At 68.9% G+C, this 15,718-nt stretch carries 17 protein-coding genes; 11 read left to right on the plus strand and 6 right to left on the minus strand.

Annotated features, from left to right (window positions below; translation table 11 throughout):
* Positions 1-29 precede the first annotated feature (29 nt).
* Positions 30-1,100 carry a LysR family transcriptional regulator gene (locus H2Q94_RS25330; RefSeq protein ID WP_243789666.1) on the minus strand — a complete coding sequence of 357 codons (1,071 nt, stop codon included), beginning with the start codon at positions 1,098-1,100 and terminating at the stop codon, positions 30-32.
* Positions 1,101-1,555: 455 nt separating this feature from the next.
* Here H2Q94_RS25330 and H2Q94_RS25335 point away from each other — a divergent pair, with 455 nt between their 5' ends.
* Positions 1,556-2,410, plus strand: coding sequence for a helix-turn-helix domain-containing protein (locus H2Q94_RS25335; RefSeq protein ID WP_243789667.1), 855 nt, complete (start codon positions 1,556-1,558; stop codon positions 2,408-2,410).
* A 257-nt stretch (positions 2,411-2,667) separates the two neighbouring features.
* Here H2Q94_RS25335 and H2Q94_RS25340 read toward each other — a convergent pair whose 3' ends face one another.
* Positions 2,668-3,462: a S1 family peptidase gene (locus H2Q94_RS25340; RefSeq protein WP_243789668.1), complete on the minus strand. Its 795-nt coding sequence runs from the start codon at positions 3,460-3,462 to the stop codon at positions 2,668-2,670.
* Between the two features lie 967 nt (positions 3,463-4,429).
* Positions 4,430-5,278, minus strand: a complete 849-nt coding sequence (locus H2Q94_RS25345; protein ID WP_243789669.1) for an SMP-30/gluconolactonase/LRE family protein — start codon at positions 5,276-5,278, stop codon at positions 4,430-4,432.
* A 112-nt stretch (positions 5,279-5,390) separates the two neighbouring features.
* Between H2Q94_RS25345 and H2Q94_RS25350 the strand changes: the two genes are divergently transcribed.
* The 9 genes from H2Q94_RS25350 (at position 5,391) to H2Q94_RS25390 (ending at position 12,702) form a co-directional block, all read left to right on the plus strand.
* Entirely contained in the window at positions 5,391-6,020 is a 630-nt protein-coding gene (locus H2Q94_RS25350) for a rhomboid family intramembrane serine protease (protein ID WP_243789670.1), read from the plus strand.
* The gene (gene murI / locus H2Q94_RS25355) at positions 6,017-6,832 is read left to right on the plus strand and encodes a glutamate racemase (protein WP_243789671.1); all 816 of its coding nucleotides are present in this window, start codon (positions 6,017-6,019) and stop codon (positions 6,830-6,832) included. Before H2Q94_RS25350 ends, murI begins: the two co-directional genes overlap by 4 nt.
* Complete coding sequence (locus H2Q94_RS25360; protein WP_243789672.1) at positions 6,829-7,596, plus strand: MBL fold metallo-hydrolase; 768 nt, start codon at positions 6,829-6,831, stop codon at positions 7,594-7,596. The genes murI and H2Q94_RS25360 overlap by 4 nt, the downstream gene beginning before the upstream one ends.
* 33 nt (positions 7,597-7,629) lie before the next feature.
* Positions 7,630-8,049: an Imm1 family immunity protein gene (locus H2Q94_RS25365; protein WP_243789673.1), complete on the plus strand. Its 420-nt coding sequence runs from the start codon at positions 7,630-7,632 to the stop codon at positions 8,047-8,049.
* Positions 8,050-8,145: 96 nt separating this feature from the next.
* Positions 8,146-8,901: a ribonuclease PH gene (gene rph / locus H2Q94_RS25370; RefSeq protein WP_243789674.1), complete on the plus strand. Its 756-nt coding sequence runs from the start codon at positions 8,146-8,148 to the stop codon at positions 8,899-8,901.
* The gene (gene rdgB / locus H2Q94_RS25375; RefSeq protein ID WP_243789675.1) at positions 8,898-9,506 is read left to right on the plus strand and encodes an RdgB/HAM1 family non-canonical purine NTP pyrophosphatase; all 609 of its coding nucleotides are present in this window, start codon (positions 8,898-8,900) and stop codon (positions 9,504-9,506) included. The genes rph and rdgB overlap by 4 nt, the downstream gene beginning before the upstream one ends.
* An 838-nt stretch (positions 9,507-10,344) precedes the next feature.
* Positions 10,345-10,548, plus strand: coding sequence for a hypothetical protein (locus H2Q94_RS25380; protein WP_243789676.1), 204 nt, complete (start codon positions 10,345-10,347; stop codon positions 10,546-10,548).
* Between the two features lie 86 nt (positions 10,549-10,634).
* Positions 10,635-11,393 (plus strand): sulfite exporter TauE/SafE family protein, encoded by a 759-nt coding sequence (locus H2Q94_RS25385; protein WP_243789677.1) that lies wholly within the window; start codon positions 10,635-10,637, stop codon positions 11,391-11,393.
* A gap of 223 nt (positions 11,394-11,616) precedes the next feature.
* Positions 11,617-12,702, plus strand: coding sequence for an IS110 family RNA-guided transposase (locus tag H2Q94_RS25390; protein WP_243789678.1), 1,086 nt, complete (start codon positions 11,617-11,619; stop codon positions 12,700-12,702).
* Between the two features lie 536 nt (positions 12,703-13,238).
* On the opposite strand, the gene H2Q94_RS25395 is transcribed toward H2Q94_RS25390, so the two are convergent.
* The gene (locus H2Q94_RS25395; RefSeq protein WP_243789679.1) at positions 13,239-13,841 is read right to left on the minus strand and encodes a TetR/AcrR family transcriptional regulator; all 603 of its coding nucleotides are present in this window, start codon (positions 13,839-13,841) and stop codon (positions 13,239-13,241) included.
* Between the two features lie 139 nt (positions 13,842-13,980).
* On the opposite strand from H2Q94_RS25395, the gene H2Q94_RS25400 reads away from it, so the two are divergent.
* Positions 13,981-14,835 carry an NmrA family NAD(P)-binding protein gene (locus H2Q94_RS25400; protein WP_243789680.1) on the plus strand — a complete coding sequence of 285 codons (855 nt, stop codon included), beginning with the start codon at positions 13,981-13,983 and terminating at the stop codon, positions 14,833-14,835.
* 121 nt (positions 14,836-14,956) lie between these two features.
* Here the strand turns inward: H2Q94_RS25400 and bcp are convergent, their stop codons facing one another.
* On the minus strand, positions 14,957-15,430 hold the full coding sequence (gene bcp / locus H2Q94_RS25405) for a thioredoxin-dependent thiol peroxidase (RefSeq protein WP_243789681.1): 474 nt from the start codon (positions 15,428-15,430) through the stop codon (positions 14,957-14,959).
* Positions 15,431-15,499: 69 nt separating this feature from the next.
* Positions 15,500-15,661, minus strand: a complete 162-nt coding sequence (locus tag H2Q94_RS25410) for a hypothetical protein (RefSeq protein WP_243789682.1) — start codon at positions 15,659-15,661, stop codon at positions 15,500-15,502.
* Positions 15,662-15,718 lie beyond the last annotated feature (57 nt).

The raw sequence follows: 15,718 nt of genomic DNA on the forward strand, positions 1-15,718 counted from the left end.
TGGCCGCGCGGATCCTCCCAGGACGACTGTCAATCCACAGTGGACGATTCTGATCGGCTCTCGTTCCACTCGGAGTGCCGCGTGGCGAGCGCCTCCCACAGCCGGTTCAGCGGATGCGATCCGTCGTGCTGTTCGCGTTCCCCGCGCCTGGCGAAGGCGCCTACCAGCACCTCCAGCTTCGGCTCCAGATCACCGAGCACGTCCAGCGTGCGCAGACCGCGGCCGTCGGGCAGCCGCCCGTCCATCGCCGCCTCCGCGACACCGCGGGTGACCAGCATGCAGCCGTGCAGCAGGCCCGAACTGAGCAGTTCGAACCCGTAGCGCACGTCGTCCACCTCGCCCGCCACGTTGAGCGCACTCCGGTAGTCCGCGCCGAACCAGCCGCGCAGGAACTCCGCGACGAGTCCGCTGCCCGGGATGACCAGCGGCAACCTCGGCAACGACGCGGCCCGCACCGCGGGTCCTGCCACCAGGCGCCGATCGAGGTTCGTGACCAGGGTGAGCCCGCTGCGGCGCCACTCCAGCACGTCCAGCCCGTCCGGGTCGGCGCCGACATGGGTGAGGGTGCTGCCGCAGACCAGGTCGACTTCGTTGGCGCGCAACGCTTCCAGCAGGTTCCGGGTCCGCAGGTGCACCACTTTCAGATCCACCCCATCGGCCCGGAAGTCCGCCGCGACCCGCTCCACCGCGGGCGTGAGGAAGCCGAGCGTGAACCTGGTGGTGCCCACCCGCAACGACCCGCCGACGCGGCGCCGGGAATCGGTGACGACCTCCAGCCAGTCGTCCAAGGTGTCCCGCGCCCGTTCGACCAGTGCCTCACCGGTCGCGGTGAACCGCGCGTCCTTGCCTCTGCCCTGCTTCAGCACGAGCGGTTCCCCGCACAGTTCCCGGAAGTTGCGGTTCAGCGTGTCCAGCTGCTTCTGCACGCTGGACTGCTCGCGCCCGAGCAGCCGGGCCGCGGCCAGCGCGGTGCCCGTTTCGTGCACGACCACCAGCGTCCGCAGCTGGTCCAGGGTGGTGTCCAGCAGCGGTTGCGGGGCCTGCACGCGCCGGTGCTTGCCTTCGGCCACTGCGATCTCGGAAGATCCGGGTAACGGCATGTGTCCTTCCACATGTGCGGTGTCGCCCGCTCATGGCGTGCCATGGCGTGATTCGACCGCTGCGCGCGCTGGGCCGATGACGACCTGGGCGACTGACGGCCCTCCCCGGAGCGAGTGTATCCCCGGGAACTGATCTCGACTGCACGCCACATGTTCCGCGGGATTGTTCGCCGATTCACTGGAAACGGGTCGTCCGGTCGTGCCAACCTGATCACAGCGGCGCGGGGGAACGCCGTGAGGCATCCGGGGGTCGGATGACCTGGGGGAGGCGGGGACCCGGATTCCGGGTCCCCGCAACATCATTTCACCGGATCGGCGCAGTGCGAGCGGGGTTCTCGGGTTCTCCGCGCGAGCCGGATCTTCCTGCGGCGTCGCGAATATGCCGCTGTTCGGGCAGATCACGACTACCTGATCGAGCGACGATTTTTCCGCTCTCGCACCATATTCTGACGCTCATGTCGAACTCTCCCCGCGCCCGAGCGTTAGCGGCCGAGGTCCGCAAGGTGCGCAAAGACAAAGGGATGTCCCAGGGAGTGCTCGCCGAACAGCTCGGCTGGAGCATCGCGAAGATCAGCCGGATCGAAACAGCGCAACGCGGCATCGGCGGACCGGATCTCGCGGCGGTGCTGGCGGCGCTGCGAGTGCGCGGCAAGCGCCGCGAGCAGTTGCTGACGATGGCCGAGGAACTGGGCAGACCGTCGTGGTGGGAGGCGATGTCCGGGCTTTCGGCGCACACCCGCGCCTGCATCGACGCGGAGCAGCGCGCGACGCGACTCACCGAACTCAGCCTCGGCTACGTGCCGGTGCTGTTGCAGACTCGCGGCTACGCCACGGCGGTCTGCGCGGTTTCCGGTGGCAGCACCGGGGAAATCGATGAGCGGGTCAACGTTCGCCAGGTGCGGCAAGGGATCCTGCACAAGGCCAGCCCGGTCGAACTCGCCGCCTACCTCGACGAGTCGGTGCTGACCCGTCCCGTCGGCGGCGCCGCCGTGACCGGCGGCCAGCTGCGGCACCTGCTGCGCTGCGCCCAGGAACCGAACATCACCGTGCGGGTGCTGCCCACGGACCTAGGAGTGCACGCGGGGCTCGGCGGCCCGTTCACGTTCATCGAGTTCAGCCATGACGTCGCGACGGTCCTGCTGGAAAGCCAGGACTGCGGCCTGCTGCTGGACGGCCCGGAACGAGTCGAGTCGTTCCGCGACGCGGTCGACGACCTCAATCGCGTAGCCCTCGACGCGGCCGAATCCAGAGCCCTCATCGCCGGTTATGCCGCGAAGTTCGAGGACCACTCCGTTCACCAGCCCACCTGAACAACGCGAAGCGGGGCGGCCCACATGGACCGCCCCACCTCACGAACTCCCGGCCAACGGCGAACCCGTGCCGTGCGGCCGAAGGCCCTGCCTGTAGCGGATAGCCCACGTACGCAGGCCGACCACCGGCGGGTTCTCAGCGGCCTTCTCGCGAGGACAGCAATTTCCCTCGTGGCGGAGCCACTGGCGAGATTGATCCCGCAGCGAGAAGGCCGCTGAGGTTTCCGCTACCCGGACACCTCAGGCAAAAGACCGAATCAGCTGTTGATCTGCTCGGTCAGCACGTCGTTGTAAGCGCCGACGCGGGCGTAAACGCCGGGCTTGCCGGGGCGGGCGCAGCCTTCGCCCCAGGAGGTGACGCCGATGAGGCGGCCGGCGGCCACGATCGGGCCACCGGAGTCGCCCTGGCAGGCGTCAACGCCGCCGTCGGGCAGACCGGCGCAGACCATCGACTCGGGGCTGTACTCGGGGTAGCCCGCCGAGCAGTCCGCGTCGGAGCTGACCGGCACGGTGGCCTGCTGGAGCTTGTCGGAGGTGGAGCCGCCCTCACTGGTGGTGCCCCAGCCGAGGATGGTGGCTTCGGTGCCGGGCTCGTAGCCGGCGTCGTCGGCCGTGGCGAGCTCGACGGGCGCTTCCTGGACCGGCGCGGCGAGCGTCAGCACGGAGACGTCGAAGCCCTGCGTCGCGTCGGTGTACTCGGGGTGCACCCACACGTCGTTGACCTCGGAGACGGTGCCGCCGGTGCCGCTGATCTCCGTCTGCCCGCTGAGAACGTTGATCTCGCTGGGCTGCGAGCCGGTGGTGCAGTGCGCGGCGGTGACGACCTTGGTCTCGGAGACCAGGGAGCCGCCACAGAACTGCTGACCGTCCGGGGTCAGGAGGGCGACGACGAACGGGCTGTCGGCGATGTCGGCGTCCTGGCCGCCGACGATGTACGGGGTGACGTCGGCCGGCTCGGCCTGCGCGGCCGAGACGCCGACGGTGGCGGCGGCCGAGAGGGCGACGGCGACGGCTCCGGCGAGCCGGGCCATGCGACGGGGGGCAGCGACCATCTTGATCTCCTCGATCTCGCGTCCGGAGCGATGGGGCGGCCCGGACGTCGTCGGTTTTCGGGGGTGAACCGGAGCGCGCCGATTCGGTCCCGGGTCCTCCACGAAACGGGCCGGTGCCCGCCCCGCTGCCAAGAGGAAACTGTTCGCACCATAAGCGGAACGGCATTCGGCCCAAAAGTGCCGGTATTTGCCGTTTTCACAGTGCATTGCCGGTTTCGCCAGGCGCGTCGGAGAATCCGCGATTCGCCCGGTCGGCGGTTTTCCGCGGATGCGTCGGCGTGCGGAATGGAACGGACACGAGCCGGTGCCCCACTGGGAAGATGCGGGGAAACCGGTCCGCGGCCCCGGCACGCCCCGAACGCACCGAGGCCGCGGACCGTACCGCGACCAGAACTCCCGCCGGTCGCGGCTCAACCACCGGTCCCCGGACCGTGGCGAGCGCGCCCACCTGGCCCCGACTGCCACTGCGGCGAGCGCGCTGGTTCCGGTGTACCGAACGACCGATGGAATATTCCAGGCCCGTTCGGGGGAGCCTGTCCGGCAGTCCGTTGAACTACTCGGGCTAGAGCGGCGCTGACCAGGCACTTTGACTCAGATCACAGATCGGTTGCAACCCTCGCGCGGCGAGCCTTCGCACCTGCGGGACACGGTTCGCCAGGAGCATCCACCCCTGCACCCACAGTCGGGCCGTCAAGCCCGGACGACCGCCCGGCACTGGCACAGCACATCCAGTGGATTCCCTTGAAAAATTGATCGGAAAAACTGGAAAGAATACTGATCAAACGAGCTATCGAACGAATCACTGAAATCGAGATGACGAGGAAAACAATAGTCCTTTCACTTTTTCGGACACCCGTTGCACCAGTGGACGCCGGCTCGGTGGCGCTGAGCAGGTGGAGTGAACGGACCGTTCGCCCAATCCCGTTGGACGAACGGTCCGTTCACTCCGGTTGCGGTCGGTGTCGCCTCAGCCTGTGAAGGGGTGGGAGCGGAGGCCGGTTCCGGCGTTGGGCAGGACCAGGACCGCGCCGTCGGCCGAGGTGGGGTCGGCGACGCCTTCGCGGGCGGTGGTGATGTACAGATCGGTGAGGTCCTCACCACCGAAGCAGCAGCCCGTCGGCCGCCGCGACGGCAACGGCACCGTCCGGTCCAGGCGACCGTCCGGCGTGTAGCGACGCACCTCGCCGCTGTCCCGCACGGCGATCCACACGCAGCCCTCGACGTCGGTGCACAATCCCGCGGGCTCCCCGGCCACCTCGAACACCGGGCGCCGGTCGGAGGCCGCACCGGACACGGGGTCGACGGTGAGCGCATCGACGCGCCGGGTCGCGCTGTCGGCGAAGTACAAGACGGTGTCGTCGGGGCTCCACGCCAGCCCGTTGCCCGCGCCGATCCCGTTGAGCACCACGCTCGCCGCACCTGCCGCATCGACCCGGATCAGCCAGCCGTCGCCGCGCTCGCCCTCGGGAACGGTGTGCGCCCACACCCGCCCGCAGGAGTCGACGGTGGTCTCACCGCCCCGGACCCCGTCGCGCGCCCAGAAGGTGAGCCAGGTGCGCCGTTCGCCGTCCGGGGCGTAGAGCGCGACGCCTTCGTCGAAATGCAGCAGCAGCCCGCCGCGCGACCGCGGTTTCGCGGCGCTGACCTGCTGCGGAACCTCCATGGAGTGGTCGGTGTCGTCGGGCGCGTAGCGGTGCACGGTGCGGGACCGGAGATCGGTCCACAACAGGCTCGCGGTCCCCGCATCCCAGGTGGGACCGTGCCCGAACAGCGCGTCGGCTAGCACGGCCTGCTCGGCCCGTGCGGTGGTGTGCACCGCTCATACCTCCAGTGCTCAGGTTCGACGGTGCGGCAGCTTAGCTGGCGCCGATTACGGTTCCGGGTCATCCCCGAGTCAGCGCTCCCCTGATCCGCGTAACCTCGAAAAGGTGACGAATCAGCCAGAACGGCAGCGACCGCGCGTCCTCCCGCAACGACCGGTTCGCGCGGCGGTGCAGATGACGTTCATGGTGGCGGTGCTGTGGGCTCTTGAGCTCTGGGATCAGCTGAACGGGGAGCAGCTGGACCAGTACGGGATCGTGCCGCACCAAGTCGACGGCCTGGACGGCGTCCTGTGGGCGCCGCTGCTGCACGGCGATATCCCGCACCTGATGTCGAACACGGTTCCGCTGCTGGTGCTGGGCTGGTTGCTGCTGGCCAACGGAGTGCGCCAATTCGTGGCGGTGACGGCGACGGTGTGGATCGTCGCGGGTCTCGGGACTTGGCTGATCGCGTCCGGCTCCACGGTCCACATCGGCGCGTCGGGCGTCGCCTTCGGCTGGATGGTGTTCCTGCTGGTGCGCGGTTTCTTCGTGCGCAGCTTCGCGCAGATCCTGGTGGCCGTGGTGCTGTTCTTCTACTGGGGCGGGATGTTGTGGGGCGTGCTGCCCACCCAGCCGCTGATCTCCTGGCAGGGTCACCTGTGCGGCGCGCTCGGCGGACTGTTCGCGGCGTGGCTGGTGGCGCGCAGCACTCGTGACGGAGCGGAGAAGGCCGCGCCTGGCACACTGTCGGCGTGACGAACGCGCCGATCGGGATCTTCGACTCCGGAGTCGGCGGGCTGACCGTCGCCAGGGCCGTGATGGACCAGTTGCCGGGCGAAGCGATCCGCTACGTGGGGGACACGGCGAACGCCCCGTACGGTCCGATGCCGCTGGCCGAGATCCGCGCCCGCACCCTCGCCATCACCGATTCACTCGTCGAGGACGGGGTGAAAGCACTGGTCATCGCCTGCAACACCGCTTCGGCGGCGTGCTTGCGCGATGCCCGTGAGCGCTACGACGTCCCGGTGATCGAAGTGGTGCTGCCCGCGGTGCGCCGCGCCGTCGCCACCACTCGCAACAACCGGGTCGGGGTGATCGGCACCCAGGCCACGATCCGGTCCCGCGCCTACGACGACGCGTTCACCGCCGCGCCCCAGGTGCAGTTGGCCACGGCCGCCTGCCCGCGGTTCGCGGACTTCGTGGAGCGCGGCATCACCAGTGGCCGCCAGGTCCTCGGCCTGGCACAGGGTTATCTGGATCCGTTGCAGCGGGCGAATGTGGACACGCTGGTGCTGGGATGCACCCATTACCCGATGCTCACCGGGGTGCTGCAGATCGCGATGGGCGATCAGGTGACGTTGGTGTCCAGCGCGGAGGAGACCGCGAAGGACGTGGTCCGAGTACTCACCGAACAGGACCTGTTCAGCGGGCAACCCGATCCGACGCACGAATTCAGCGCAACGGGTGAGCCGGAACGTTTCGGGAAGCTGGCATCTCGCTTCTTGGGTGGCCCGATCTCGATAACTGCGTCCGTGAAGCCCTTCCTCATGTCAGGCTCATCGGTGTGAAGCTGACGATTCTGGGGTGCTCGGGCAGCTTGCCTCGTCCTGACTCACCCGCCTCCGGTTACCTCGTCGAAGCCGATGGGACACGGATCGCACTCGATCTCGGCAACGGCACGGTCGGCGCGCTGCAACGCCACCTGGATCCGTTCGACCTGAACGGTCTGTTCCTGAGCCATCTGCATCCGGACCACTGCTCGGATTTCGGGGCGCTCACGGTGCTGCGCCGATACCGCCCGGACCCGCCGTACGACCCGGCGCAACACCGGTTGCCGGTGTTCGGCCCGCCGGAGACGCAGGACCGGCTGACCCGGCTGTACGCGCCCAACGCCGCCGAGCTCGCCGACACCGACCTCACCGACGTGTACGACTTCGCGGGTTTCGACGAGCCTGCCGAGGTGGGACCGTTCCGAGTGACGGCGCTACCGGTGGACCACCTGTGCCCGGCCTGGGGTTTCCGGGTGGAGGCCGGCGGCAAGGTGCTCGCCTACACCGGCGACACCGGGCCGTGCGCGGCGGTGGAGGAGTTGGCCCGCGACGTGGACGTGCTGCTGGCGGAGGCGTCTTGGCCCGACTCCCCGGACCGGCCCGACGGGGTGCACTTGTCGGGCAGGCAGGCCGCGCGCGTCGCGAAACGCGCCGGGGCGCGGCAGCTGCTGCTGACCCACCTGCAACCGTGGACGGACCCGCAGGAGATCCTTCGGGAGGCGACCGAGGAGTTCGACGGGCCGGTGGAGGTCGTCGAAGCCGGTCAGAGCCATCCGATCTGAACCAGCGCGGCGTTCGCGGTGAAAGGGGAAACGATGACGATCACTGCGGTGTGGTCGATCGCGTCGGCGGCGGACGCGAACGCGGGCGACGGGCTCAGCGTCACCGAACCGGGAGAGGTCGACGACCTGATCCGGCGGCTGGCTGAGCCGAACGCGGGTCCGGCGACGATCTGGCACGAAGGCAGGGACCTGGCCGACCCGGCCACCGGCATGCTCGATCACGACGTGGTCGCCGCCGTGTCCGGGGGTTACGGCTACCTGAGCCACGTCGACGCCGACCACGACTTCGCCGTTCTCGACGGCGACCCGTCCTCCCCCGCCTTCGCCGGTGAGGACGCCGAGTTCCCCGCGGGCAGCGGGGTCGACCCGGCGGTGCTCGCGGCGGCACTACGGGACTTCCTGGAGACGGGGCGGCGCCCGAAGGTAGTGGAGTGGCGCGACATCGACTGGTAGCGCCCGCGCCCCGGCCGACGTCGTGGTCAATCCGACGGCCCCGTCGGCCAACCCCTGTGCAGAACATGATCGAAGACCGGCAGTTAGGGTGAGCGCGTGGCGAGAGCGGACGGGCGGAGCGACGACGAGCTCCGGGAAGTGCGAATCACCCGCGGCTATCAGGATTGGCCCGCCGGGTCGGTCCTGGTGGAGTTCGGGCGGACACGCGTGTTGTGCGCGGCGAGCGTGCAGGACGGGGTGCCGCGCTGGCGCTCCGGTTCCGGCCTCGGCTGGGTCACCGCCGAGTACGCGATGCTGCCCTCGGCGACGAACACCCGAGGGGTGCGCGAGTCCGTGAAGGGCCGCATCGGCGGCCGCACCCACGAGATCAGCAGGCTCATCGGCCGTTCGCTGCGCGCCTGCATCGACTTGGCGGCGCTGGGCGAGAACACCATCGCCCTGGACTGCGACGTCATCCAGGCCGACGGCGGCACCCGCACGGCGGCGATCACCGGCGCGTACGTGGCTCTCGCGGACGCCATCACGTGGCTGAGCTCGGCGGGCAAGCTGTCCGACCCGAAGCCGCTGTCGTGTTCCATCGCCGCCGTCAGCGTCGGTGTGGTGGACGGCCGGGTGCGGCTGGATCTGCCTTACGAGGAGGATTCGCGCGCCGAGGTCGACATGAACGTGGTCGCCACCGACCACGGCACCCTCGTCGAGGTGCAGGGCACCGGCGAAGGAGCCACGTTCACCCGCTCCACGCTCGACACGATGGTCGATTTCGCGTTGAACGGCTGCACAGAGCTGGCCCGCAAGCAGACCGAGGCGCTGGCCGCTCCCTACCCCGGCGAGCTTCCCGGCGGCGCCCGGTGAGTCGTGTCCTGCTCGCCACCCGCAACGCCAAGAAGCTCGTCGAACTGCGCCGCATCCTCGAAGCCGAGGGCGTGACCGGCGTGGAGGTCATCGGCCTCAACGAGGTTCCGGAGTTCCCGGAGGCTCCCGAGACGGGCGCGACTTTCGAGTCCAACGCCCTCGCCAAGGCCGCTGACGCGGCCCGCGCGACCGGGCTGCCCGCGGTCGCCGACGATTCCGGTCTCGCCGTGGACGCGCTCAACGGCATGCCCGGGGTGCTCTCGGCTCGCTGGTCCGGCAAACACGGCGACGACCAGGCCAACCTGGACCTGCTGCTCGGCCAGATCCACGACGTTCCCGACGAGCGCCGCGGCGGCGCGTTCGTATCGGCGGCGGCCCTGGTGCTGCCGGACGGCACCGAGACCGTGGTGCGCGGCGAATGGCCGGGGACCCTCGCCCGGGCGGAACGCGGCACGAACGGATTCGGTTACGACCCGATCTTCGTCCCGGACGGCGAAACCCGGACGGCGGCGGAACTGTCGGCGGAGGAGAAGGACGCCGACTCCCACCGCGGGCGCGCGCTTCGCCTGCTGCTGCCGCGACTGCGGGAGCTGGCGGGTCAGTAGCGGTAGGCGAGACGGGCGGATTTCCGACCTCGTTCCGGGGAGTCGCGGGCCGACTTCCTACGGTCGACCGCCCAGGGGGGATACCCGGTCTCCTCCGGCTTCCGACGCAGATCCCCGCTGTCCACGCACGCTCAAGCCGCCGAAGCGCAGCGCGATGAGCTCCGTCAGCTCCGCGCCGCGGTGGTCGTCCGCTCTGCGGCGGGTCGAGTCAGGCGCGGACGACCTGCGTCACGACGGCGTTGCCCGCTTTCAGCGCGGCGCTCTCCAGCCCGGCCACCGATTCTCCTCGTTTCGGAAGCCTTGATCTTCACCAGAAGATCTTCAGGAAGAGCCCTCGACGCACGGGTTCGGCGCCGTGTCATTCGAATGCCGCACTCATTCGGCGGATTCGGGGAACCGCGGCGTAGCGCCGGGGGGATCGCGCGGCGACCGATCGACACAAGCCACGCCGCATCGGCGGTCGGGCACGACGCGTTACCGATTTGTGGGCTCCGTGACCTGCGGGGAAGATCTTCGAAGCCAGGCGTAACGACAGTGCGTGATCAGGCGAATTGTCGTGTGGGCTCGGAAATCGGGACCGTGCCCCGAACATCTGTGGTCGAGGCGGACACGGTTATGACGAACGCGGTGCGGCGATCGCGGCGCCCTGTTCGCAGCCCCGCCGCCGCGGGATCACCGACCTCACCAGTCCGAGATCCCCGACGTACGTCCCCCGCCAGGCCGGTCATGTGGCCGAGGGGGCGAATGCGTCCGCTCTCGACCTAGACCCGACCGGACGAACCGCTCCACCCCCGTGGTCCGTCCGGCCCGACCAAGCTCGCGTTGAAGGAGATCTTTGATGAAGCCTTGGCTCGTGTGCGTGTCCGTCGGTGTCACCTCCGCCGCGGTCACCTTCAGCGTCCTCACGGCGCTGCACGTCGCGAACTCGCTCGGCGCTCCCCCGCCACGCAGGCACACCTCCCCCGGTGATCCGGTCTACGGCGGCGAAATGGCGATGCAGGAGTCGTTGCACGATGCACTGCTTGCTTCGGCGCGTGGCTGACGGACACCGGCCCCGATCGCAGATCCTGCTGTGACGGCAGTCGCCTCGATGCACGGTGAACGGGCGGTGGCGGTTAGGTTCCGCTGGTGTTCAGCGAATGGATCGAGCCGGTGGTGCTGGTCGTCGTCGGATTCCTGTCCGGCGCGATCAACGCCGTGGCCGGTGGTGGCTCGCTGCTGGTGTTCCCGGCGCTGCTCGCCACCGGCATGCCGCCGCTGGTCGCGAACGTCACGAACTCGGTAGCGCAAGGACCGGGCTTCGTCGGCGCCGCGATCAGCCAGCGCGAGGACCTGAAGGGGACGCAGCGACGGCTGCTGTGGACGTCGATCGCGGCGGGCGTCGGCTCCGTGCTCGGTTGCGTGCTGCTGCTGGTGCTGCCCGGCGAGGTGTTCGACGCGGTGGTTCCCGCACTGGTGGGACTGTCCGCAGTGCTGATGGCGTTCCAGAACACGATCAAGCGATGGCTAGGCCACCCGGACGAGGGTGGGCCGGACCGGACGATGTGGCTCACCGTAGGGATCTTCTTCGCCTCGATCTACGGCGGCTACTTCGGCGGCGCTCGCAGCGTCATCCTCATCGCGATCCTGGTGCTCGCGGTGAACGACTCGATGCGCAGGCTCAACGCGCTCAAGAGCTGGCTCGGACTGATCGGCAGCGCCGTGACGTTCGTGGTGTACGCGCTGATCGCACCGGTCGACTGGACCGCGGTGCTGATGCTGGTGCCCACGACGGTGCTCGGCGGCTTCGTCGGCGGCAAGATCGCCCAACGGCTGCCCGCCACGCTGCTGCGCTACCTGGTCGTGATCATCGCCGCCGGAGTAGCCATCTACCTCGTCCTCGACTGACAGTGATGATGTTCGTGGTGACGTTTCCGGTGGGTCTGACCCTTCGACTGACTGACGTTTCGACTGTCTGGTTTGGGATTTGTCGGCCCGCCGGGTGCCACCATGCACGCGGCCGGACGGGTGTTTGTGACTTCATAGGAGCTTGGCCAGAAGCCCCGTCACTGTCTTGTCCACCCGCCCGACCGGCGCGTGCCGCCCTCGGAACGGACACGCAAGGACGGACATGACCAGCATGACCCATGATGGCCCGAAAATCACCGGCGGAGTCGACACCCACGGCTTGACCCACCACGCGGCCGTGATCGACTCCGTCGGCCGGCACCTGGCTGACCGGGAATTTCCCGCCACAGTCCACGGCTACCGCGACCTGCTGCACTGGATGCGTGGTCACGGCACCTTGGTCACGGTCGGCGTCGAGGGAACCGGCGCCTACGGAGCCGAGCTGGCCCGGGTTCTCGCGGCGGCCGGGGTCGCGGTCACCGATGTCGACCGCCCGGACCGCAAGATCCGCCGGATGCAAGGCAAATCCGATCCGATCGACGCCTACGCCGCCGCCACCGCCGTGCTCTCCGGGCGCGCGACAGGCACCCCGAAAAGCCGGGACGGCGTGATCGAGTCGGTGCGCGTGTTACGAGTCGCACGCCGCAGTGCCGTCAAGGCCCGCACCCAGGCGATGAACCAAATCCGCGGCCTGCTGGTGTCGGCACCCGCGATGCTGCGCGCACAGGTCGCGGGACTGGACCGGGCCACGCTGCTGCGCACCCTGGCCCGGCTACGGCCCGGCGACGACCTCGGACACCCGCTGGCGGCGACCCGGGCGGCACTACGACGCCTGGCGCGGCGCCACCAAGCAATGGACATCGAGATCACCGAACTCGACGCCGAACTCAGCCCCCTCACCCGGCAGGCCGCACCCCAGCTGCTGGAACTATTCGGCGTCGGCCCTGACACCGCCGGCCAGCTCCTGACCACAGCCGGGGACAACCCCGAACGACTACGCTCCGAAGCCTCGTTCGCGCACCTGACCGGCGTCGCACCAATCCCGGCATCCTCCGGTCGCACCCACCGCCACCGCCTCAACCGCGGCGGCGACCGGGCCGCGAACAACGCCCTGCACACCATCGTCCTGGTCCGCATGCGCTACGACGAACGCACCCGCACCTACGTCGAACGCCGCACCAAAGAAAGACTATCCAAAAAGGACATTATGCGCTGCCTCAAACGATTCGTCGCCCGCGAAATCCACCGCACCCTGACCAGCACACCCACCAGATCAACCAGGCAAAACGACCTCACTCCAGCGGCTTGACATCTATAGGAGCATCCCCGCAGCTACCGAAGTGAACGGACCGCTCGTCCAACAAGACTAGGCAAACGGTCCGTTCACTCCAAAAACCTCTCGTCCCGCGGCGCGCGCCGCAGCACCACGCCTTCCTCACCCGGCCCGCGCGGCGATGGAGAGTGAACGGACCGCTCGTCCAACAAGACTAGGCAAACGGTCCGTTCACTCCAAAAACCTCTCGTCCCGCGGCAGGCGTCGCAGCACCGCGCCTTCCTCGCCCAGCCCGCGCGGCGATGGAGAGTGAACGGACCGCTCGTCCAACAAGACTAGGCAAACGGTCCGTTCACTCCAGAAACCTCTTGTCCTGCGGCGCAGCACCGCGCTTTCCTCGCCCGGCCGCGGCGATGGAGTGAAGTGAACGGACCGTTCGTCCCACGAGATTGGACGAACGGTCCGTTCACTTCATCGGAAGTCGCTGGCGCGTGGCAGTGTCGGGCGGGGGCGTTGACCAGTGCGAATGATTGCGGCGGGCGGCGGGGCGTGGGTGCTTTGGGCCGAGGTGGTCATCGTCGGTCGGGTGCGGGTTGGTGTCCGCGGATTCCGGCCAGGAGGTAAGTGGTGCGGCGGTCGTAGTCGGCCCGCGGTGGCCGGGTGCCGTGCTTGAGGGCGAGGGCGTTGTCGACGACGAGTGCGTGGAGATCGCCCGCCGTGAACTCCGGCCGCAATGCGCCGGAGGGCCGTGCCGCTGCGACGAGTTCGTCGTTGGCCTCGCTCCCGGCCCGGCAGATCTCCATGAGCTGCGGGGAGTGCGGATATGTCTGCAGCAGGACGTCGTTGACGGCGGGCTGGCGGTACTGGAGGTCGCGCAGCGCGGTGAGGTAGTGGGCGATCCGCTCGTCGACGTCCTCGATGCTCCGGGTGTGGTCGATGACGGCGAGCAGCTCCGCCGCGACGACCTCTTCGATGACGGCCTCGATGAGGCCGACCCGGCCGCCGAACCGGTTGAAGATCGTGGCCTTGCTGACCCCTGCCGCTTTGGCGACCTCTTCCAGGGGCACCGTCAGGCCTCGCCCTTGGAAGGCGCCGATCGCGGCGGAGCGGATCTGCTCGGAATTGCGCCTGGCGTCGGCGCGCAGCCCGGCTTCCGGAGGCACTGCACCGGCCAAGGTCCTCACCGTCTCCCACACCGAATTTGACTACCCGAGTCAGCTTACCTACGGTTGCCGACACATACGAAACTGACTAGCCAGGTCAATTTATGCTTCCGTCCGCTACCAGGACGAATGCAGGGGAGAGGACGCGAACATGATCGTTGTCACCGGCGCCACCGGCGCCCTGAACGGGGCGACCGTCGAGCACCTGCTCACACGCCTACCGGCCGACCGAATCGGCGTCAGCGTCCGCGATGTCACCAAGGCGCAGCACTTCGCCGACCGCGGCGTCCGCGTGCGGCACGGCTCCTACGACGATCCTGCCGCGCTGCGCGACTCCTTCGCCGGCGCCGAGCAGGTGCTTCTCGTGTCCGGCAACGACCCGACGGCCGACCTGACCGGCCTGCACCGCAATGCCATCGAGGCCGCCGTCGAAGCCGGCTCCCAGCGGATCCTCTACACGAGCCAGCAGGCCGCCGTCCCCGGCAATCCGTACCGGCCGTCGGACATCCACGTCGCCACCGAGGAGCTCCTCGCCGAATCCGGAGTCGCCTGGACCGCACTGCGCAGTGGCGCCTACGGCCCGCTGGACCTGGTGCTCGGCCCGTGGCAGCAGACGGGGGAGATCGCCCAGCCGGAAGACGGCCCCGTCCCGTACACCCTCCGTGCCGACGTGGCCGAGGCCGTTGCGATCATCCTCGCCGGCGACCGCTCCTTCGACGGCCCGGTCACCCTCACCGCACCGACCGCCGTCACCTTCGACGACGTGGCCGAGATCGCCTCCGACCTCACCGGGCGCACCATCAAGCGCATCGTCGTGGACGACGAACAGTGGGTCGCCGACCAGGTCACGAACGGCGTCCCGGAGCAGATGGCCCGGCTCATGCTCACCTGGTACCAAGCCGGTCGCGCCGGATACTTCGCGGAGGCCGACCCGCTGCTGACCGAACTCCTCGGCCGCGAGCCGAAGGGCGTCGCCGACCGGCTGGCCGCCCACATCGCGGCTTGACGTGCTTTTCCCTCATCCGGCCCCGAGGAGCGGTCCGCCGAGCCGCACATCCCGAGCCGTGCCGCACAGGGCATGAAAAAAGGGGACGTCTCCGAGCGGAGACGTCCCCTTTCATCGAGTGTCACACGTTGAGGTCTTTGCGGAGCCGTTCGACGTGGCCGGTGGCCTTGACGTTGTACAGCGCCTTGCCGATCTTGCCGTCGGGGCCGACGACGAAGGTCGAGCGGATCACGCCCTGCACGACCTTGCCGTAGTTCTTCTTCTCCCCGAACGCGCCCCACGCGGTCATCACCGATTTGTCCACATCGGACAGCAGCGGGAAGGTGAGTCCTTCGGCGTCGCGGAACTTCGCCAGCTTCTCCGGCTTGTCGGGGGAGATGCCGACCACGTCGAATCCCGCGTCGTCCAGCTCCGCGAGGCTGTCCCGGAAGTCGCAGGCCTCCTTGGTGCAGCCCGGAGTGCTCGCCGCGGGGTAGAAGTAGACCACCAGGGACCGGCCCTGGTAGTCGGCCAACGCCACGGTCTTGCCGTCGGCGTCCGGCAGGGAGAAATCGGGCGCGGCGTCGCCCGGTGAGAGTCGCTGCTGTTCGCTCATGACTCGACGTTAGTGCACCGCGGAGGACCCGTTCGCCTGGGCGGCCACCGACCGCCCAGGCCGCGCGGGTCAGGGCAACCGAGCAGCGGTCTCCGGCACTGTCTGCGAGACGGTGTTCACGGAAACGGCCTCTTCCTGATCGCCCGAGGCGATGAACCCACCGAAGAACAACCCGGCCAAGGCCGAGGCGGTCACGGACAGCGCGCAAACGGTGTAAAGGCGCAGGCTCACCGTTTTTTCCTTCCATGAAGGGGTTTTCGAGGAACACGTCGACGTCGACTACAGAGT

This window comes from Saccharopolyspora gloriosae, assembly GCF_022828475.1.
Lineage (GTDB): Bacteria > Actinomycetota > Actinomycetes > Mycobacteriales > Pseudonocardiaceae > Saccharopolyspora_C > Saccharopolyspora_C gloriosae_A.